The 20,715-nt window shown below is 71.3% G+C and carries 17 protein-coding genes; 2 read left to right on the forward strand and 15 right to left on the reverse strand.

Features of this window, described 5'->3' with window-relative positions; translation table 11 throughout:
• Positions 1-102: 102 nt before the first annotated feature.
• The 10 genes from tpiA to rsgA all read right to left on the reverse strand — a co-directional run bounded on the left by tpiA (position 103) and on the right by rsgA (position 13,179).
• Positions 103-894: a triose-phosphate isomerase gene (gene tpiA, locus ABD287_RS05845; RefSeq protein WP_344169435.1), complete on the reverse strand. Its 792-nt coding sequence runs from the start codon at positions 892-894 to the stop codon at positions 103-105.
• Complete coding sequence (locus ABD287_RS05850) at positions 894-2,099, reverse strand: phosphoglycerate kinase (RefSeq protein WP_344169438.1); 1,206 nt, start codon at positions 2,097-2,099, stop codon at positions 894-896. The genes tpiA and ABD287_RS05850 overlap by 1 nt, the downstream gene beginning before the upstream one ends.
• Complete coding sequence (gap, locus tag ABD287_RS05855; protein ID WP_344169441.1) at positions 2,099-3,097, reverse strand: type I glyceraldehyde-3-phosphate dehydrogenase; 999 nt, start codon at positions 3,095-3,097, stop codon at positions 2,099-2,101. Before gap ends, ABD287_RS05850 begins: the two co-directional genes overlap by 1 nt.
• A 170-nt stretch (positions 3,098-3,267) precedes the next feature.
• Positions 3,268-4,248 (reverse strand): DNA-binding protein WhiA, encoded by a 981-nt coding sequence (gene whiA / locus ABD287_RS05860; RefSeq protein WP_344169443.1) that lies wholly within the window; start codon positions 4,246-4,248, stop codon positions 3,268-3,270.
• 45 nt (positions 4,249-4,293) lie between these two features.
• Positions 4,294-5,271 (reverse strand): gluconeogenesis factor YvcK family protein, encoded by a 978-nt coding sequence (locus tag ABD287_RS05865; RefSeq protein ID WP_344169446.1) that lies wholly within the window; start codon positions 5,269-5,271, stop codon positions 4,294-4,296.
• Positions 5,268-6,176 (reverse strand): RNase adapter RapZ, encoded by a 909-nt coding sequence (rapZ, locus tag ABD287_RS05870; protein WP_344169449.1) that lies wholly within the window; start codon positions 6,174-6,176, stop codon positions 5,268-5,270. The genes ABD287_RS05865 and rapZ overlap by 4 nt, the downstream gene beginning before the upstream one ends.
• The gene (gene uvrC / locus ABD287_RS05875; protein WP_344169451.1) at positions 6,166-8,163 is read right to left on the reverse strand and encodes an excinuclease ABC subunit UvrC; all 1,998 of its coding nucleotides are present in this window, start codon (positions 8,161-8,163) and stop codon (positions 6,166-6,168) included. The genes rapZ and uvrC overlap by 11 nt, the downstream gene beginning before the upstream one ends.
• A 115-nt stretch (positions 8,164-8,278) precedes the next feature.
• On the reverse strand, positions 8,279-8,788 hold the full coding sequence (locus ABD287_RS05880; protein WP_344169454.1) for a Rieske (2Fe-2S) protein: 510 nt from the start codon (positions 8,786-8,788) through the stop codon (positions 8,279-8,281).
• A gap of 181 nt (positions 8,789-8,969) precedes the next feature.
• Positions 8,970-11,945 carry an excinuclease ABC subunit UvrA gene (uvrA, locus tag ABD287_RS05885; RefSeq protein ID WP_425565508.1) on the reverse strand — a complete coding sequence of 992 codons (2,976 nt, stop codon included), beginning with the start codon at positions 11,943-11,945 and terminating at the stop codon, positions 8,970-8,972.
• 169 nt (positions 11,946-12,114) lie between these two features.
• Entirely contained in the window at positions 12,115-13,179 is a 1,065-nt protein-coding gene (gene rsgA / locus ABD287_RS05890) for a ribosome small subunit-dependent GTPase A (protein WP_344169457.1), read from the reverse strand.
• A 219-nt stretch (positions 13,180-13,398) separates the two neighbouring features.
• Between rsgA and ABD287_RS05895 the strand changes: the two genes are divergently transcribed.
• Positions 13,399-14,055, forward strand: coding sequence for an MBL fold metallo-hydrolase (locus tag ABD287_RS05895; RefSeq protein WP_344169460.1), 657 nt, complete (start codon positions 13,399-13,401; stop codon positions 14,053-14,055).
• Between the two features lie 106 nt (positions 14,056-14,161).
• Here the strand turns inward: ABD287_RS05895 and ABD287_RS05900 are convergent, their stop codons facing one another.
• The 5 genes from ABD287_RS05900 to ABD287_RS05920 all read right to left on the reverse strand — a co-directional run bounded on the left by ABD287_RS05900 (position 14,162) and on the right by ABD287_RS05920 (position 18,667).
• Entirely contained in the window at positions 14,162-15,034 is an 873-nt protein-coding gene (locus ABD287_RS05900) for an alpha/beta fold hydrolase (RefSeq protein ID WP_344169463.1), read from the reverse strand.
• A gap of 309 nt (positions 15,035-15,343) precedes the next feature.
• Complete coding sequence (locus ABD287_RS05905; RefSeq protein WP_344169466.1) at positions 15,344-15,835, reverse strand: DUF456 domain-containing protein; 492 nt, start codon at positions 15,833-15,835, stop codon at positions 15,344-15,346.
• Positions 15,836-15,886: 51 nt separating this feature from the next.
• Complete coding sequence (locus ABD287_RS05910) at positions 15,887-17,131, reverse strand: hypothetical protein (protein WP_344169468.1); 1,245 nt, start codon at positions 17,129-17,131, stop codon at positions 15,887-15,889.
• A 210-nt stretch (positions 17,132-17,341) separates the two neighbouring features.
• A complete protein-coding gene (locus ABD287_RS05915) occupies positions 17,342-17,911 on the reverse strand; it encodes an FKBP-type peptidyl-prolyl cis-trans isomerase (protein ID WP_344169868.1) in 570 nt (189 codons plus the stop codon).
• A gap of 168 nt (positions 17,912-18,079) precedes the next feature.
• A complete protein-coding gene (locus ABD287_RS05920; protein WP_344169471.1) occupies positions 18,080-18,667 on the reverse strand; it encodes a hypothetical protein in 588 nt (195 codons plus the stop codon).
• A 217-nt stretch (positions 18,668-18,884) separates the two neighbouring features.
• On the opposite strand from ABD287_RS05920, the gene ABD287_RS05925 reads away from it, so the two are divergent.
• Positions 18,885-20,693 carry an AfsR/SARP family transcriptional regulator gene (locus ABD287_RS05925; protein ID WP_344169473.1) on the forward strand — a complete coding sequence of 603 codons (1,809 nt, stop codon included), beginning with the start codon at positions 18,885-18,887 and terminating at the stop codon, positions 20,691-20,693.
• Positions 20,694-20,715 lie beyond the last annotated feature (22 nt).

Here is a 20,715-nt window from a genome sequence, read left to right on the forward strand (position 1 = left end):
CGGGCGCCGACCAGCGAACCGACGCCATTCTCCGCGACAAGCGAACTGGCGGCGCCGTAAGACGGCGCCGCCAGAAAAACTACTAGAGAGTAGCGAAAAGAGCTATCGGGAGATGTGCTCCCGGAACCGCGCAATGGAAGCGAACTCCTCCGCGTCCAGACTCGCCCCGCCGACCAACGCGCCGTCGATATCGGGCTCGGCCATGATCCCCGCGATGTTCGCCGCCTTCACCGAGCCGCCGTACAGCAACCGGACCCTGCCGGCGAGCTCAGCCGTGAACGACTCCGCCAGCCGGGCCCGCAGCGCCCCGACGACCTCCTGCGCGTCGGCCGGGGTCGCGGTCTTGCCGGTGCCGATCGCCCACACCGGCTCGTAGGCGACCACGATCCGCTCCACCTGCGCCGCCGACAGGCCAGCGAGGGCCCCGTCGAGCTGCGCCACGGCGTGCGCCATGTGGGCGCCCGACTCCCGAACCTCCAGGCCCTCCCCGACACACACGATCGGCGTCAGGTCGGCGCCCAGCGCCGCCTTGGTCTTGGCGTTGACCACTGCTTCGTCCTCGGCGTGGAACGCCCGACGCTCCGAGTGCCCGACCAGGACGTACCCGCACCCCAACTTCGCCAGCATCGCCGCGCTGATCTCGCCGGTGTACGCCCCGGCGCTGTGCGCCGACACGTCCTGTGCGCCGTAGCCGAGCAGCAGCTTGTCCCCGTCCACCATCGTCTGCACGCTGCGCAGATCGGTGAACGGCGGGATCACCACCACCTCGACGTCGGCGAGCTGCTGCTCGGTCAGGCTGAACGCCAGCTTCTGCACCAGGGAGATCGCCTCAAGGTGGTTGAGGTTCATCTTCCAGTTCCCGGCCATCAACGGCCGGCGCGTCGACTGGGACATCAGTGCTCCTTCGCATGCAACGCGGCCAGACCAGGCAGGTCCTTGCCCTCGAGGTACTCCAGCGACGCGCCGCCGCCGGTGGAGATGTGCCCGAAGGCGTCCTCATCGATGCCCAGCGCCCGCACCGCGGCCGCCGAGTCGCCGCCGCCCACCACGGTGAACGCGTCCAGCTTCGCGATGGCCTCGGCCACGCCCCTGGTTCCCTCGGCGAACGCGGGCATCTCGAACACGCCCATCGGGCCGTTCCAGAAGACCGTCTTCGCGCCGGCGAGAGCGTCCGAGAACGCCGCGACGCTGGCCGGGCCGATGTCCAGGCCGAGCCGGTCGGCCGGGATCTGGTCCGCCGGCACGACCTCATGCCCGGCGTCAGCCTCGAAGGCGGTCGCCGCCACCACGTCCGTCGGCAGGACGATCTTGCCCTGGGCGCGTTCCAGCAGCTCCCGGCAGGTGTCCACCATCTCGTCCTCGACCAGCGACCGGCCGATCTCGTGACCCTGCGCGCGCAGGAAGGTGAAGCACATGCCGCCACCGACCAGCAGCGTGTCGACCCGCGGCAACAGGGCCTGGATGACCGCCAGCTTGTCGGACACCTTCGAGCCGCCCAACACCACCGCGTACGGGTGCTGCGCCGACTCGGTCAGCCGCCGCAGCACCTCAACCTCCCGCAGCACCAGGCCACCGGCGTAGTGCGGCAGGTGCAGCGCGATGTCGAACACGCTGGCGTGCTGACGGTGGACGGCGCCGAACGCGTCGTCCACATAGGCGTCCGCCAGCTCGGCCAGCTGCGCGGCGAAGGCGCCCCGCTGGCCGTGGTCCTTGCTGGTCTCGCCGACGTTGAACCGCAGGTTCTCCAGCAACGCCACCTGCCCGTCGACCAGCGACGCGACCACGCCGTGGGCCGAGTCGCCGACGGTGTCGGCGGCCAGGGCCACCGGCGCGCCAAGCAACCCGCCAAGCCGGTCGGCGACCGGGGCCAGGCTGAACGCCGGATCCGGCGCGCCCTTGGGACGGCCGAGGTGCGAGCACAGGATGACCCTCGCGCCGGCGTCCCGCAGCGCCGTCACCGTCGGCAGCGCCGCCCGGATCCGGCCGTCGTCGGCGATGACCCCGGGCTGTCCTTTGACGAACGGCACGTTGAGGTCGGCGCGCACCAGGACCCGCCGACCGCGCACGCCCTCGGCGAGCAGGTCGTCGAGGGTCCGCATCAGGCGCCGACCAGTTTCACCACGTCGACGAGGCGGTTGGAGTAGCCCCACTCGTTGTCGTACCAGCCGACGACCTTGACCTGGTCACCGATGACCCGGGTCAACGGGGCGTCGAAGACACAGGAGGCCGGGTCGGTGACGATGTCGGAGGAGACGATCGGGTCCTCCGAGTAGGTCATGATGCCGCGCAGCGCGCCCTCGGCGGCGGCCCGGACAGCGGCGTTGACCTCCTCGACGCTCGTCTCACGGGAGGCGGTGAAGGTGAGGTCGGTGGCCGAGCCGGTCGGGATCGGCACCCGCAGCGCGAAACCGTCCAGCTTGCCTTTGAGCTCGGGCATGACCAGGCCGATGGCCTTGGCGGCGCCGGTGGAGGTCGGGACGATGTTCAGCGCGGCGGCGCGGGCCCGGCGCAGGTCCGAGTGCGGGCCGTCCTGCAGGTTCTGGTCCTGGGTGTAGGCGTGGATCGTGGTCATGAGGCCACGCTCGATGCCGACCGCGTCGTGCAGGGCCTTGGCCATCGGCGCGAGGCAGTTCGTGGTGCACGAGGCGTTCGAGATGATGGTGTGCGCGGCGGCGTCGTAGGCGTCGTGGTTGACGCCCATGACGATGGTGACGTCCTCATTCTTGGCCGGCGCCGAGATGACGACCTTCTTCGCGCCGGACTCGACGTGCGCCCGGGCCTTGTTGGCGTCGGTGAAGAAGCCGGTGGACTCGATGACGATGTCCGCGCCCAGGGCGCCCCAGTTGAGGTTGGCCGGGTCCCGCTCGGCCATCGCCTTGAACGTCTGGCCGCCCACGGTGATGTCGTCCGCGGTGGCCTTCACCTCCTGGCCGATCCGGCCCAGGATGCTGTCGTACTTCAGCAGGTGGGCCAGGGTGGCGTTGTCGGTGAGGTCGTTGACCCCGACGATCTGGATGTCCGCGCCGGACGCCAGCACAGCCCGGAAGAAGTTCCGTCCGATACGGCCGAAGCCGTTGATGCCAACCCTGATCGTCACAGGCCCGTCTCCTCGCTCGTGATCTTCTCGTCCGGACGCCACGGCGGGCTCCGGACCTCATCTCCGGCGACCCTATCGGAACGGGAGAACCGACCCCAGTCGGACCGGCCCTGGTTCGCCCTGGCGGCGCGCGGACCACGACGGCACCCGTGCCGACGCGCAGACGACGCTCAGCACGACAGCATGTCCGCCGTCACGGCCGCCTCGGTGTCGGGGATGCCCAGGTCCCGGGCGCGCTTGTCGGCCAGGGCCAGCAGGCGCCTTATCCGGCCGGCGATGGCGTCCTTGGTCAGCGGCGGGTCGGCGAGCGCCCCCAGCTCCTCCAGAGACGCCTGGCGGTGCTGTAGCCGTAGCTCGCCGGCGGAGGTGAGATGGCCGGGGGCCTCCTCGGCCAGGATCTCCAGTGCCCGGGTCACCCGGGCGGCCGCGGCAACGGCGGCGCGGGCGGACCGGCGCAGGTTCGCGTCATCGAAGTTCGCCAGTCGGTTCGCGGTCGCCCGCACCTCGCGGCGGACCCGACGCTCCTCCCAGGCCAGCACGCACGAGTGCGCCCCGATCCGGGCCAGCACCGCGCTGATCGCGTCGCCGTCCTTGACCACCACCCGGTCGACCCCACGCACCTCGCGGGCCTTGGCGGTGATGCCCATCCGACGCGCCGCGCCGACCAGCGCCAACGCCGCCTCCGGGCCGGGGCAGGTGATCTCCATGGCGCAGGAGCGGCCGGGCTCGGTCAGCGATCCGTGCGCGGTGAACGCCCCCCGCCAGGCGGCCACGGCGCAGCACACGTTCGCCGAGACGACATGCGGCGGAAGCCCCCGGACCGGGCGTCCGCGCACATCCAGCAGGCCGGTCTGCCGGGCCAGCGACTCGCCTTCCTTGACCACCCGGACGATGTAGTGGCTGCCCTTGCGCAGCCCGCCCGAGGCCAGGACATGGATCTCGCTGGTGTACCCGAACACCTCGGTGATCTCCCGGCGCAGCCGTCGGGCGACGGCGCCGGTGTCCAGCTCAGCCTCCACGACGACCCGCCCGGAGACGATGTGCAGGCCTCCGGCGAAGCGCAGCAGCGCGGTCAGCTCGGAGCGCCGACAGCACGGTTTGGGCACGTCGACCCTGCTGAGCTCGTCTTTGACCGCAGCGGTCATCGCCATTGTCGTGTCACCTCGTGGGGGCCGGTGGAACGCGGTTCGTCAGTGTTAACGATCGGAACCCAGCAGGGGAACCAGCGCGGCGCCCAGCGCCGCCGGATCGTGCCTCGGGTCGCCGTCGGCGACGGCCACCGGCGCCAACGCCAGGCGTGCGCCCAGGGATTCTGCCGCACGCCGGACCGGTTCGGGGTCATCGACCGCCTGGGTGTCGGCCAGCACCGCGTCCACCCGCAGGTCCGGCAGGTGCCGGCCCAGCGCCGCCAGGTGCCCGGCCAGGGAGAGCCCGGCGGTCTCGGCGTCGGTGGCCAGGTTGAGGGTGACCACCCGGCGGGCTGGGCTGGCCACCACCGCCGCGGCCAGCTCCGGCACCAACAGGTGCGGGATGACGCTGGTGTACCAGCTGCCCGGACCGAAGATCAACCAGTCGGCGTCCCGGACGGCGGCGACCGCCTCGGCGCAGGCCGCCGGCGTCGACGGCGCCAGCCGCAGCGCGGTCACCCGGCCCCCGGCGACGGCCACCTCGTGTTGACCACGCACCGTGGTCGCCGCCGCGGGGTCGGCCGGGTCCTGGCCGACGACGTCGGCCTCGATGCCGACCGGCTGCCGGGACATCGGCAGCACCCGGCCGCAGGCCCGCACGAGCGTCGCGGCGTGGTCCAGCGCGGCGACCGGGTCGCCGAGCATCTCCATCAGTCCGACCAGCATGAGGTTGCCGGCCGCGTGCCCGGCCAGACCGACCACCCCGTCGCCGCCACCGGCGGCGTACCGGTACTCGAACAGCTCAGCTGTTCGCGCGCTGGCCTCGTCGGTGGCGGCCAACGCCACCAGCGCCTTACGCAGGTCGCCCGGCGGCAGACCGCCGCGCTCGGCCCGGAGCCGGCCGGAGGAACCGCCGTCGTCGCCGACCGTGACGACGGCGGTGATGTCGACCTCGATCTTGTCGGAGCAGGAACGCAGCGCGCGCAGCGACGCCGATAGGCCGTGCCCGCCGCCGAACGCGACGACCTTCAGTGGTGCAGAGTTCACTCGCGCCCCAGATCCCGATGCTCGGTGTGAGATGCCAGGCCGACCTGGGTCAGACGCCTGGACATCTCCTCGGCCAACGCCACGCTGCGGTGCTTGCCGCCGGTGCAGCCGACCGCCACGGTGAGGTAACGCTTACCCTCCCGTTCGAAACCAGGCGCGGTGGCATTGATCATGCGCGCATAGGTTTCGATGAACGTCCCGGCCCCCAGTTGGGCGAGGACGTACCGACTCACGTCCGGCCGCTGCCCGGTCAGCTCACGCAACTCAGGCACCCAGTACGGGTTCGGCAGAAACCGTGCGTCGACGACGAAATCGGCGTCCTGCGGAATACCGTACTTGAAGCCGAACGACAGCACCGTCACCCGCATCTGGCGGGCGTCCTCGCCGGCGAACAGCTCCTCCACCCGGGCCCGCAACTGGTTCACGTTGAGGTGGGTGGTGTCGATGATGATGTCGGCCTGCTCGCGGGCCTCGGCCAGCAGGCCACGCTCGGTTCTGATGCCGTCGGAGAGCCTGCCGTTGCCCTGCAACGGATGCGGCCGCCGAACGCTTTCAAACCGACGGATGAGCACCTCGTCGGCGGCGTCCACGAAGACTACCTTCGGCCGGAACCCACGCTCCCGCAACTGCGGGATCGCCCCGGCCAGGTCGGTCGAGAACGCCCGGCTACGCACGTCGAGCACCATCGCCGTCTGTCGGGCCGCCCCGCCCGCCCGGTACGCCAGCTCAGCCATCTCCATCATCAGCGCCTGCGGAAGATTGTCGACCACGTAGAAGCCGACGTTCTCCAACGCCCGCGCGACCGTGCTCCGGCCGCCCCCGGACACGCCGGTCACCACCACCAGATCCATCACCGACCGCGGCGCCGCGTCAGCGCCGGCCAGTGGCCCTGGGTCAACGCTCATCGTTCTGCTCCCCCGTGTCATGCGGCGGCGGCGCCGGCGCTGTCAACTGACGATGATCCCAGGTCGCCACCGGCTCAGCCGGCGGGCGCGGCGCCGGCGCGTCGCCGCCGACGAGCGCCGCCAGCACCGCCTCGGCGGTACGCCGGCCGACACCCGGGACCGCGGCGATCTCCTCGACGCTGGCGGCGGCCAGCCGGCGGGCCGAACCGAACTGCCGCAGCAACGCCTTGCGACGCACCTCGCCCAGTCCGACGATCCCGTCCAGCGCCGAGACCGTCATCCGGGACGAACGGCGCTGCCGGTGGTAGGTGATCGCGAACCGGTGCGCCTCGTCCCGGACCCGCTGCAACAGATACAGCGCCTCGGACTGTCGGGGCAGGATCACCGGGAAGTCCTCGCCCGGCAGCCACACCTCCTCCATCCGCTTGGCCAGCCCGCACACGGTCACGTCGACCACTCCCAGGTCGGCCAGGACATCGGCCACCACGTTGACCTGCGGCAGACCGCCGTCGACCACGATCAGCTGCGGCGGGTACGCGAACCGGCGGGGACGACGCGGGGACGGCTCCCCGGCCGATCCGGCCGACGCCGTGCCCTGATGGCGGGCGAAGCGGCGGCGCAGGACCTCAGCCATCGCCGCGAGATCATCGAAGCCCTGATCGCCACGGACCGCGAACTTGCGGTACTCGCTCCTGCGGCCCGCGCCGTCCTCGAAGACGACCATGCTGGCGACGACGTCCGTGCCGTGCAGCTGGGACACGTCGAAGCACTCGATCCGCAGTGGCGCGGACTCCATCCCCAACGCCTCGGCCAGCTCCTCCAACGCTTTGCCCCGGGCGAACAGGTCACCGGCCCGCTTGAGCTTGTGATCGGCGAGCGCCCCGCCGGCGTTCCGGGCAACCGTCTCCAGCAGCGACTTCTTGTCCCCACGTTGCGGCACCCGCAGGCTGACCCGGCTCCCCCGGTGCTCGGACAGCCACTGCGTCAACGCCTCGGCGTCCGGCGGCAGCGCGGGCACCAACAACTCGCGTGGCACGTCCGACTCGCCCTTGCGTTCGCCGTACACCTGGGTGCAGAAGTGGTGCACCAGGTCCCCGGCGGTCAGCTCCTCGGTCTTCTCGACCACCCAGCCGCGCTGCCCACGCACCCGCCCGCCGCGTACGTGGAACACCTGGACGGCGGCCTGCAACTCGTCCTCGGCGAACGCGACGACATCGGCGTCGGTCCCGTCCCCGAGGACGACCGCCTGCTTCTCCATCGCCCGACGTAACGCGGCGAGGTTGTCACGAAGCCGGGCGGCCAGTTCGAACTCCAGCTCGTCAGCGGCGGCGTGCATCTGCCGCTCCAGCTTCCGGATCATCTGGTCGGTGCGGCCGGCCATGAAGTCGACGAAGTCCTCGACGATGGCGCGGTGCTCGTCCGCGGTCACCCGGCCGACACAGGGGGCGCTGCACTTGCCGAGGTCTCCCAACAGGCAGGGCCGCCCGATCTGGGCCGCGTGCCGGAACACCCCAGGCTTGCAGGTGCGCGCCGGAAAGACCCGCAGGAGCAGGTCGAGAGTCTCGCGGATGGCCCAGGCATGCGAGTACGGGCCGAAGTACCGCACCCCGGGGCTCTGCTCGCCCCGCATCACCTGCAGCCGTGGGAACTCCTCGTCGAGGGTCACCGCCAGGTACGGATAGGACTTGTCGTCGCGGTATCGGACGTTGAACCGCGGATCGAACTCCTTGATGAAGGTGTACTCGAGCTGGAGGGCCTCGACCTCGCTGGCGACGGTGACCCAGTCGACCCGGCAGGCGGTGGTGACCATCTGCCGGGTACGCGGGTGCGCGCCGGTCAGGTCGGCGAAGTACGAGTTGAGCCGCGACCGCAGGCTCTTGGCCTTGCCGACGTAGATGACCTCGTCGCACGGGTCGTAGAAGCGGTAGACGCCAGGCGCCTCGGGAATCGTCCCAGGCGGCGGGCGGTACGTCGACGGATCAGCCACCAGCCAAGCCTAACCACGCCACCGACAGTCCGGACTTGACCAGGACCTGAGCTGCGGCGCAGCGCGACAGCCCGGCCGGCGCAGGCCATGGCCACCGGTGGGTCGCCGGCCCGGCTCAGGCCAGGACGATGCTGTCGCCGTCCTTCCGGACAGGGCGCTCCTGGAGGGCCCGCTTGGCGGGGCCGGCCTTGACCGAGCCGTCCTCGATGGAGAACTTGCTGCCGTGACAGCCGCAGTTGATGGTGCCGCCCTCGATCTGCTTCAACGGGCACCCCTGATGGGTGCATTCGGCGGCGAAGCCCTTGTACTCGCCGGCCGTCGGCTGGGTGATCACCAGTTGACGGCCCTCGACGACCACGCCGCCGCCGACCGGGATGGCGCTGGCCTCGGCCAGGGCGTCGGTGCCGACGCCGCCGGGCTGCGCGGCGCCACCGGACTGACTGCCGCCGCCGGGCTGAGCGCCGGTGGCGGACTGATCTCCCGGGTTCCCTGCGTCGCCGGAGCCGTCATCGGAGCCGTCGCCGGTGCAGCCGGCGAGCGCGACGGTGGCGCCCACCGCCCCCACCCCGAGGAGAACGGAACGACGGCCGACGCCTTCGCCACTGGCGGGCATCTCAACAACCATGACAAGCCTCCTGTCCGCGGCCACGCCGGGCGGCGTGCCCTCAACGACGCGTCTCGACACGAGTTCCACCCGCGACCAGCCCACCCTACGTGGAGATCATCGAAAATGCTCCGACCTGCACGATCGGACGATCCGCGGCGCCCGTATCGATCAACTTGACATGATAGTTACCGCGGCTGGCCTATGTGGATCGACGACCTTGGGCGGCAGCCTTCCGGGGCACGCTCTTCCGGACTGTGGCCGGCGCGGCGGCTGACGGCGGCGCGGCGTTCAGTTGGGACGCGACGCCAGCCAACGCCGGACGCAGATAGGCGCCGGTATGACTGTCCGCGTGCGCGGCGACCTGCTCCGGCGTGCCCGAGAACACCACAGTTCCGCCCTTGTGACCGCCTTCCGGGCCCATGTCGATGAGCCAGTCGGCGGACTTCACCACGTCCAGATTGTGCTCGATGACGACGACGGTGTTCCCCTTGTCGACCAGGCCGTGCAGGACGAGCAGCAGCTTGCGGATGTCCTCGAAGTGCAGCCCGGTCGTCGGCTCGTCGAGGACGTAGACCGTCCGGCCGGTGGAGCGCTTCTGTAGCTCGGCCGCGAGCTTGACCCGTTGCGCCTCGCCCCCGGAGAGCGTCGGCGCGGGCTGGCCCAGCCGGACGTATCCCAGGCCGACGTCGTTGAGGGTCTTGAGGTGCCGATGGATGCCCGGAATCGCCTCGAAGAAGCCGGCGGCCTCCTCGATCGGCATCTCCAGCACGTCCGAGATGGTCCGGCCCTTGTAGTGGACCTCCAGGGTCTCCCGGTTGTAGCGGGCGCCCTTGCACACCTCGCAGGGGACGTAGACGTCGGGCAGGAAGTTCATCTCGATCTTGATGGTGCCGTCGCCGGAGCAGTTGTCGCACCGGCCGCCCTTGACGTTGAACGAGAACCGGCCCGGGCCGTAGCCCCGGACCTTGGCCTCGGTGGTTTCGGCGAAGAGCCGACGCACATGGTCGAAGACGCCGGTGTAGGTGGCCGGGTTCGACCGGGGCGTGCGCCCGATCGGCGACTGGTCCACTCCGACGACCTTGTCGACGTGCTCCAGACCCCGCACCCGGGTGTGCCGGCCGGGCACCATCCGGGCGCCGTTGAGCTGGTTCGCCAGCACGGTGTAGAGGATGTCGTTGACCAGCGTCGACTTGCCCGAGCCGCTGACGCCGGTGACGGCGATGAACTGACCGAGCGGGAACGCCACCGAGAGGTTCCGCAGGTTGTTCTCGCGGGCGCCCTCGACGACCAGCTCACGGCCCTTCTCCCGGGGCCGGCGCTGGGCCGGGATCGGAATGGATCGCCGCCCGGACAGGTAGGCGCCGGTCACCGAGTCTTCGGTGGCGAGCAGCTTGTCGTACGGACCGGAATGGACGATCCGGCCACCGTGCTCGCCCGCGCCGGGGCCGATGTCGACGATCCAGTCCGCGGTGCGGATGGTCTCCTCGTCGTGCTCGACGACGATGAGCGTGTTGCCGAGGTTCCGGAGCCGGACCAGCGTCTCGATGAGCCGGTGATTGTCACGCTGGTGCAGACCGATCGACGGCTCGTCCAACACGTAGAGAACGCCGACCAGGCCGGAGCCGATCTGGGTGGCGAGCCGGATCCGTTGGGCCTCGCCGCCGGACAGGGTGCCGGCGGCCCGGTCCAACGACAGGTAGTCCAGCCCCACGTCCACCAGGAACCGCAGCCGCGCGTTGATCTCCTTGAGCACCCGCTCGGCGATCATCTTCTGGCGATCGCCCAGGACCAGAGCGCCGAGGAAGTCCGCGCAGTCGCCGACCGAGAGCCCGCTGACCTCGGCGATGTTTCGCCCGCCCAGGGTCACCGCCAGGACCTCAGGCTTGAGCCGGGCGCCCGCGCAGGCCGGGCACGGCACGTCGCGCATGTAGCCCTCGTACTTGTCCCGGGACCACTCGGACTCGGTGTCGGAGTGCCGACGCTCGATCCACTGGGTGACGCCCTCGAACCCGGTGTAGTACGAGCGCTGCCGACCGTACTTGTTGCGGTACTTGACGTGGACCTGGTCCTCGCCGCCGAACAGAATGGTCTTCTGCGCCCGCGACGGGAGCTTGCGCCACGGGGTGTCCAGGTCGAAGCCCTCGGCGTCGGCCAGAGCCTCCAGCAGCCGCAGGAAGTAGTCGAGCACATGCCCGGACGACCACGGGGCGATCGCGCCCTGCCGCAGCGTCCTGTCCGGGTCGGGGATGATGAGGTCGGCGTCGACCTCCTTGCGGATGCCGAGACCGGCGCAGTCGGCGCAGGCGCCGTACGGGGAGTTGAACGAGAAGACCCGCGGCTCCAGGTCCTCGATGGCCAGCGGGTGATCGTTCGGACAGGCCAGGTGTTCGGAGAACCGCCGCTCCCAGCTCCCCTCGCCGGCCGGGGTGGCGCCGGGGATCGCGACGCCCGCGGCGACGTCAACGAACTCCAGCAGGACGATGCCGCCGGCGAGCGCCAGGGCTGACTCGACCGAGTCGGTGAGCCGCTGCTTGGCGGCGAGCCTGACGGCGAGCCGGTCGACCACCACCTCGATGGTGTGTTTCTCCTGCTTCTTGAGCTTCGGAGGCTCGGTGAGCGGATACACCACCCCGTCGACGCGGGCCCGCGCGTAGCCCTTGGTCTGTAGCTCGGCGAACAGATCGACGTACTCGCCCTTACGGCCCCGCACGACCGGCGCCAGGACCATGAACCTGGTGCCCTCGGGCAGGGCGAGCACCCGGTCGACGATCTGCTGTGGGCTCTGCCGGGAGATCGGCTCGCCGCAGACCGGGCAGTGCGGCTCGCCGGCCCGGGCGAACAACAGCCGCAGGTAGTCGTAGACCTCAGTGATGGTGCCGACAGTGGAGCGGGGGTTGCGCGAGGTCGACTTCTGGTCGATCGAGACCGCTGGCGACAGGCCCTCGATGAAGTCGACGTCCGGTTTGTCCATCTGGCCGAGGAACTGGCGGGCGTAGGCCGACAGCGACTCGACATACCGGCGCTGACCTTCGGCGAAGATCGTGTCGAAGGCCAGGCTCGACTTTCCGGAGCCGGACAACCCGGTGAAGACGATGAGCGCGTCCCGCGGCAGGTCGAGGCTGACGTCCCGCAGGTTGTGCTCGCGCGCGCCACGAATGATCAGTCGATCGCCCACCGGTCTCGTCCTCGCTGCTCAGATCGCGGCCGCCGCACGGCGGCCGGGCGCATAGTGTCGGGTTTCAGTGCTTTTATTGGAGTCGTTGTGGCACCGCCGGCAACTGTAGCCGCGACCCCCGACATCCCAACGCCAGCCACCTCCACCAGGGCCGGAACCCGCGCCGGGCTCACCGACGACTGCGCTGGCGGGCCTCCTGGGTCAGCCGCTTCCATCGGTTTCGCTCCTCGGCCGCCAACCGGGCGTCCCGGCGCCGCATCTCGTACGCCACCTCACGCTGGAGCCGCAGCCACCGCTCGAACCGCGGCGTCGGCAGCTCCCCGGACTCAAGCGCCTCCCGGACCGCGCAGCCCGGCTCAGTGACGTGCCGGCAGTCGGCGAACCGGCAACGCCCGGCGAGCGCCACCACGTCGGCGAACGTCTGGTCCACCCCGTCGGCGGCGTCGAGCAGGCCCACCGCCCTGATCCCAGGGGTGTCGAGCACCGCGCCGCCGCCGGGCACCGGGACCAACGCCCGGTAGGTGGTGGTGTGCCGGCCCTTGCCGTCAGCGCGCCGCACCTGCTGGACGTCCATGACGCCGGCTCCCACCAGGGCGTTCACCAGCGTCGACTTGCCTGCCCCGGACGGGCCCAGCAGGCCCAGGGTGTGGCCGGCGGCCACCAGCGGCAGCAACGTGTCCAGGCCAGCCCCGGTCTGGGCGCTCACGGCCACAACCTGCGCCCCCGGCGCCACCTGGGCGACCGTCTCGACCAGGGCGTCCGGGTCGGCGGCCCGGTCCGCCTTGGTCAGCACCACCATCGGGGTCGCGCCGGACTCCCAGGCGAGCGCGGTCAGCCGCTCGATCCGGCCGAGATCCGGGGAGGGATCGAGTGGCTCGACGACGGCGGCGACATCGAGGTTGGCGGCCAGCACCTGGCCGGTCGAGTCCTTGTCCGCGGTGCGTCGGATCACTGCCGAGCGCCGCGGCAGCACCACCTCGGCGGTGACGCGGCCGTCCGGCCAGGATCGGACCGCCACCCAGTCACCGGCGCACGGCAGGAGAGCCGGATCACGGGCCGAGCCGGCCACCGCGCCGCCCAGGCCGGCCCGGACGGCCCCGGCCGCGGTCAGCGCGGTGCACACACCGCGGTCCACCCTGGCGACCCGCCCAGGCACAACATCAACAAGGGCGTGACGAGCGAACTCGCCCGCCCGACGGTCATCCCAACCGAGGGAGGCCAGATCGAAGCTCATTGTCATCCTTGATCGCTGAAAGAGGAACCGGGGTCGGCAGGCCGATGACGGCCACACAGGCGGGAACAGGCAACGCACGCATGGGCCCCCACGTCCTCTCAGGTCGACAGCGATGACGTCGCCGACAGTACGACCCACGCGCGGCGTCGTACAGCGGTTTAATCGGCCGGCTATGGTCGAGCTGGCTATCGCCGGACACCAGCATCAGGAGGCGCACGCATGTCGTACACCGGACACGTCGAGCCAGGCGGCGCCGTGGGCGTCCGCGAGCTGGCCGCCCTCTCGATCAGCAAGCTCTCGGTGGGGCCGATGGACAACAACGCCTACCTGCTGCGCTGTCACGCCACCGGCGACCAACTGCTCATCGACGCCGCCAACGAGCCGCAGCGGCTGCTGGAGCTGGTCGGCGAGCCTGGTCTGGCCACCGTTGTCACCACCCACCGGCACCCCGACCACTGGGTCGGACTGAGCGAGGTCGTCAAGGCCACCGGCGCTCGCAGCCTGGCCCACCGCGATGACGCCAAGGAGATTCCCGGCGCCGCGGGGTCGCTCGACGACGGCGATACCGTCCGGGTCGGACAGTGTTCGCTGGAGGTGATCCACCTACGGGGCCACACGCCCGGTTCGATCGCCCTGCTCTACCGCGACGACAGCGCCGGCGGCCGTCCCCAGCTGTTCACCGGCGACAGCCTCTTCCCGGGCGGGCCTGGGCGGGTAACACATCCGGATGACTTCACGAGCTTGATGGACGACCTAGAGCGGAAGGTGTTTGGGCAGCTGGACGACCAGACGTGGGTGTACCCGGGGCACGGCGACGACACCACGCTGGGGGCGGAGCGGCCGAAGCTGGGCGAGTGGCGGGCCCGCGGTTGGTGAGCCCCTGCGCTTCAAGCAAGTGATCGTGAGGTGTCCCGCTCCGGTTCCGCAGCGCAGGGCGCTCCCCGGTCGTGCGACCGGGGAGCGCCCGCGCTGCGGACAACTGTCAGGCCGGAGCCAGCGCCCGGCTGAAGTTCGCCTCGATGGCTTCGACAAGTCCACCGCAGAGGCTGTGCGGCAGGTCGTGTCCCATGGTGGGACTCTGCTCGAACCTGGCGCCTGGGATCGCCGCGGCCGTCGCCGCCCCGCCGCTGATGTTGATCAGCGAGTCCTCGTCGCCGTGGATGACCAGGGTCGGCACGTCGAGCTGTTGCAGGCGACTGGTCCGGTCGACCGCGGCCGCGATGGCGTCGAACTGCCGCACCGTGCCAGCCGGGAAGATCCCGCGGTCATACGCCGCGGCTGCGTATTCGATCCGGCGCGGCCATTCGGTTTTCGCCAGGGTCTTGGACCCGATGACCGAAATGACGCCAGCCATGTGCTCGATCGCCGCTTCCCGCTCCGTCGGAGTGGGTGCGAGCACGGCCCGGACCGCCTCCTGCGTCGGCAGCCCGACGAGCCGGTTTCCGGTGGTGCTCATGATGGAACACAGGCTGCTGACCCGGGTCGGGTGGTTGATGGCCACGAGCTGGGCGATCATTCCGCCCATTGAGGCGCCGACGACGTGCGCGCGATCGATGCCCAGGTGGTCCAGCAGTCCGATGGCGTCGTTGGCCATGTCGGTGAGGAAGTACGCGGGGCGGAACGTGGGCACGGCCGGAGGCTCGATCTTGTCGGACAGCCCGCAGTCCCGGTTGTCGAACCGGATCACCCGGTAGCCACGGCCGACGAGGTCGGTTACGAAGTCCTCGGGCCAGGCGATGAGCTGTGATCCCAAGCCCATAATCAGCAGAACGGGCTCACCGGTTTGCGGGCCCTCGTCGCGGTACCAGAGCTGGATGCCGTTGGCGGGTGCGTAGTTTCCAGGTTCCTGAGACACTAATAGCTGCCCTTCTGATGCTTTATGGCCTGATATGCCACACGCTACGTCCCGATAGCCGCCAGCGCAGGGCCTTCCATATGTCTCTGACCCAGGCTTGCGTGGCCTGGCGCCCGCGATCTCATCGAGGACCGCTGCCAGGACGCGATCGTGGCAGCGGCGCCGGTCGTCGATGACGGCGCGACCGCGTTCGTCGGTGAGGTCGCCGCTGAGGTAGAGGTCTGCGAGGGCAGCGGCGCGGAGCATGGCTTTGCCAAGACGAACGGGCGCTGTCCTCAAGCTCGACAAGCCGTCGGGGCCGCTTTACGGTCAGGCCGCGAACAGGCCGCCCAGCCAGACGATCGCGATGAGGAACGCCGCGCACAACTCGATGAGCATGGCGATCCCGGTGGCACGTAGCGCCTCCCGCGTCGAAGGCCAGGCACGGGCGCGGTCACCGAGCCGGGCCCACTCGGCGAGCCACACCCCGAGCACGAACCCCAACGGCAGGCCCACGAACGGGATGACGAAGAAGCCGACCGCGCCGAGAGCCACGCCCAACAGCAGGGTGCTGTTGGGCACGCCGCTGCTCTTGAGACGCCGACCTGGCCACAGGTACTTGGCGGTGGTGGCGCCAAGAGCCAGAGCCGTCACCATCGCGACCACCACCCAGCGCAGCCAGCCGTCGGCCACGAACACCGCCCACGCCAGCACCCCGGCCCACGACAGCAGCAGGCCCGGCAGCACCGGCACGACCACGCCGATCGTCCCCAAAAGGATGGCCAGGCCACACACGATCGTGATGACGACGTCGGCGCTCATCGGGACACCATGCCGTACCGCCGTCACGGACGCCAGCGCGACCGGCCGGCGTCAGGCCTTGTAGTACCGGTTGACCGCAGCGTCCTCGTACGGGCTGTACTCCCACGAATGCGTCATCACCGGCAGCTCGCCCCACTTGGAGCGGACCCGGCCGGACTTGCCGACCTCGAAGCCCGAATGATCATCGCTCCCCCACGACCAGCGCATACCTGGCAGATAGGGCAGATTCCGCCGCCAGATCTGGTAGCTGCCGTCCTGCCAGTAGATGTCGTCGCCCGGGCTCATCATCCAACTGTTGTTGGATGGCGCCTGGCTGTGCCACGCGTACGAGTGGCAGTTGTAACGACGGCTCGCCGACGTCTCCCGCGCCGCCCTCGGATACAGGCTCGCTACATAGGTGTGGTAGTTGCGCAGCTGCACATCGGTGAGGTCCTCGGACCGCTGCTCGACTTCGATCGAGCTGCCGTTAGGGGTCTGCACCTTCCCCAACCGGGCCGGGGAGACCAGGTCGGCCGGCGGCCGACCACGGTCCCGGCCAGTTCCAGCCGCCGCGGCGCGGACCTGAGCCGGCGCGGCGTCCGGACCGCGACCGGTGGTCAGAAACGCCGACCGGCGCCAGTCCCAACCGTCCCGGGCAGCCAACGCCCTGCCCATGAGCAGGCCGGTGGGCTGGAGGCCGGCGGCGCCATAGTCGGCGCGGGCGGCGACCTTGCCGTCGTATACACGGACCCCGGCGGCCAACGCCGCGTCCAACCGGTCCGGAGCGAGGGTCGACAACACCTGCGGCTGGGCGAGCAGCAGCTCGAGCTTCCAACCGTCGAGCTGACGCTCGCCGCGGTCGGCGGCGCGCGGGCCGGCGCCGGTCGGCTCGAACGCCTCGTACCGTGGCAGCAGCACCGCGCCGGCGTCGTCGCGTCGGAAAAGCTCGGCGAAACCGTTGAACCGGCGCGCCACCCGGTCCAGGCCCTGCTGGTCGCTGTTGAACGCCTTGACGTCAAGGAACAACGGGTAGTCGAGAACCGTCTCCACGAGCGCTTCGGTGCTCATCTGCCGGGCCGTCTCGGCCGGGAGCTGGGTGGCTTCGACCATCTCACGGTGGGTGGTCAGGCGCTCCCAACCCTCGTCGCCCGGCGTGAGCGGGTAGGCGAACGCCCGGGTGATCGGACGCGGCGTGCCCAGCGTCTCAACGCCGGCCCGCGGCGCCGCCGTGGCGGGAGCGAGCCCGCCGGCGACGATCGCGGAGACGACAGCGCCGCCGACGACCAGGCGCCGCAGCGCCGACAACGACATCCTCATCACGGCTCCCCTCGTGGACACGCCGAACGAATTGACGATCGGCGATAGCTTACCCGCGAGAACGGTGGCCGCCAGTACCCGGCGGCACACCATTTATCGACCACAATGGCAACACCGACCAGCGGTGATCCTGCGCCTACCAGGCGCTATCGACAGTCACCTGACTGCCGACGCCGGCGCCGACAGTCCGGCGCCGGCGTCATGGCCGGGTCAGTCCTCGGCGCTGAGAACATCCACCACGAAACGCAGCGTGCCGCCGGGACGCCCACCCACAGCGGTCTCGCCGTACGCCATGGCGGCAGGGATGTCGAGCTGCACGCGGCTGCCGACCTTCACGCCGACAAGGCCCTTGTCCCAACCCGGAATAACCTGACCGACTCCGATGCCGAAGGACGCCGGCTCGCCCCGCTTCCACGAGGAGTCGAACTCCTTGCCGTCCTTATAGGTCACACCGACATAGTTGACCGTGATGGTCTGGCCCGACTTGACCGCCGGGCCAGTGCCCTGAACCACCGGCGTCACCTTCAGCGCGGTCACCGCGCCCGTGCCGGCCGTCACCTTCGGCTTGTCCTTGAGCGCCGGCGGGGTTTCCACCGTGGGCGCCGGCGGCTCCTCCTGCGGGGCCTGGGGGCTGGGCGCCGCGGCCGGCTTGGCCGGCTCGTCGGACCCGACGAGCCAGAACGCCCCGGCGATCACGCCCGCGACCACGATCGCGGCGCCGGCCGCGCCGATCCAGGCGTTGCGCCGCCGACGAGCCTCAGCCGCGTGCTTGGCCGCCATCTCCTCGGCGATCCGACGCGCCGCGCCCGTCGCCGACGCCCGCTTGTGCTCGCTCACGTTTTGCCTCCAGTATCGGCGCCGCCGTCGCAGCCCTCATCGACCCGCGGTCGGGTCTCACCGTACTAAACCGGCCACCTGGGCACATCCACCGCCCGCTGCCGCCCTCGCTCAGTCGCCGGCGGCCGGCAACGTCACCTGGCCGACGGCGACGCCGTCGAGAGTCAGCTCCGCGGAGCGCGCTGACCGCGGCACGTCGAACACGACCTCGCCGGTGAGGCGGGACCCGGGCGGCAGCCTACGGCCCGGCACGTCCACCCGGTAGGGGGTGAGGCGCTCGCCGGCGACCCGCAGCCCGAAGTCCTCGGCCGCGTAGCTCATCGGGTCCAGCGGCCCGGCGCCCAGGGTGACCGTGATGCTCACCCGTCGCAGCGGCGCCCGGCCGGTGGCCGCAGTGGCGGTCTGAGGCCTACGGACTCCGGCGACGCGGTCGATCCGGATTCCGCCCGTGGCCGACACCGGCCCGGCAGGCGCCGGCGGCGCGCTCCGGGGGCTCGCCGACCCGATGAGCAGCCAGGCCCCGAACAGCGCCAGCACGACTCCCGTGACCAACCGCCGATCCAGCCGATCCGGCTGACCCGCTGACCGGATCCGGGTCACCTCGCCGGCGCCGCTGCCACGGCGGGTGGGCCCGGTGGCGGACCCAGCCCGGGCGGCGACCACGCGGGCCGGGTACGGCGGACGGTCGTGACGCCTCATCCGCACCTCCCGCCGCGCGCACCGCCGACCCAGCTCAGACGCGGTGTGCCGCGACGATCGCACGCTGGCCTGTGGCCCCGGTGTGGCGACGCTGAGCCGGCGGGACCTGAGAGTTCTACGGTCCCCGCCGCGTCAGCCGAACTACTGGACGTGACACAGGCGTGCCGCCGGCGGCGCAGCGCCCGCCTGCGCCCAGCCATCGACGAGAGGACGCGACGTGCGGGTTCAGGTACTAGGTCGACTGTCCGCCTACGACCACGCGGGGCGGGCACTCGCTGTCGAGGATCTTCCCCGACGCGCCCGCCAGGTGCTCAGCGTCCTGGCAGCCCGGCACGACCGCCCCCAGTCCAAGGACGCGCTGGCCGACGCCGTCTGGGGCGAGGACCTGCCCGGCAACCACGTCGCCGCGCTGGAACACTACGTCTCGCTGATCCGCCGCACGCTGGAGCCGGGTCAGCCAACCTCCGCCTCGTTCATCGTCACCCGCTCCGCCGGTTACCTGTTCGCCACCGAGCGGGCGTCCCTGGATCTCGCGCTGCTACGGACCCTGGCCCGGGAGGCCGAGACGCAGCCGCCGGGCGGGCAGCAACGGCTGGCGTGCCGCCGGCAGATCCTCGACCTCGCCACCGACCTGCCCTTCCTCGACGACGAGTACGCCGACTGGGCGGCCGGCGTCCGCGGCGAGGTGCGCGACCACCTGCTGGGATCGTTACGGGAGCTGGCCGAGGCGGCGCTCGACGGCGAGCCCGCCCGGGCGCTGCGACTCGCCCAGGACGCGATCGCCATGGACCCGTACTCCGAGCAGCCCTACCGGGTGGCGATGCGAGCCGCCGCCGCGTTGGAGCGCACCGATGACGCCCTGCGCTGGTTCGACCGCTGCCGCCAGGCGCTGGCGACCGAGCTGGACGTGACCCCGTCCGCCGAGACCGTCGCCCTTCGTGACCAGATCCGGGCCAGGCGCGGCGACGGGCAGTCCCGCCCCACTCTGGCGGCCAGACCCGCCGAAGCCCCCGATCCCGACTTCATCGGCCGGCAGACCGAGCTTGAGCTGATCCTCGGCGACCGGACCACACCGGTGGTGCATCTGGTCGGTCCGATCGGCGCCGGCAAGTCGGCGCTGCTGGCCGCCGTCGCCGCCCGCCGGCCTGGCCGCGTCGGGGTCGGCAGGGGGCCGGGACCCGACAGCCCCGACAGCCTCCGGCTGGCCTGGCTCCGCTCCGCGCTCGGAGCCATCGACGCGGGCGCCGCCGCCCGGGACGTCGTCGACGCGGCGATGGCCCAGCGACGCGGCCTCACCGTTGACGAGCTGGAACGGGTGGCCACCGCGTTGACCGGGTCCGGGCCGTTGGTGCTGGCCGTGGACGACGCCGCCGACCTGGATCCCGACAGTGTCACCGAGCTGTCCTGGCTGCGGCATCAGGTTCCGGAGCTGCGCCTGGTGCTGGCCTACCGGTATCCGTCCGCGCTGGCGGGGCGCCCGGTGGCCAACCTCGGCGCCGACGTGGTGCTGCGGCTGTCGCCGCTCACGGCCGCGGACCTGGCGGGAACCGACGGACTGTGGGAGCGCACGGGCGGAGTTCCAGCCCTCGTCGGCGCCGCCGGGCACCCGCCTGCGGTAGCCGAGTCGGTGGCCCTGCACGTAGCCCGGGTCCGGACGCGGCCACTGCCGCCAGCGGCCTGGGAGCTGCTGCGCCTCACCGCGATCCTCGGCCCGCTGTCGATCGGCGAGCTGCGGGAGCTGGCGTCGCTGCCGCTGCCGGAGATCCTGGCTGCCGTCGACCACCTCGCGCACGCGCACCTGCTCGTCGAGTCGCCCGAAGGCCCGGTCTCGCACCGGGCGAGCCTCGTCGGCCAGGCCATCGCCGCGCAGGTCTCCGCCGCGCACGCCGCCCACCTCGCCGAACGGCTCGCCGTGATCCGGGGCCGGGCCGGTGCTGCCGCTGGTCCGGCCGGAACGCTCACCGGGCCGACCCGACGACGGCGCTCCCCCGCCGTTGAGGGCCGGAATGTGAGCTCCCCGGCCTGAGCGCCCGCGCCTGTGGCCGCCG

Origin of the sequence: Pilimelia columellifera subsp. columellifera, assembly GCF_039532605.1 — a bacterium.
GTDB classification, from domain to species: Bacteria; Actinomycetota; Actinomycetes; order Mycobacteriales; family Micromonosporaceae; genus Pilimelia; species Pilimelia columellifera.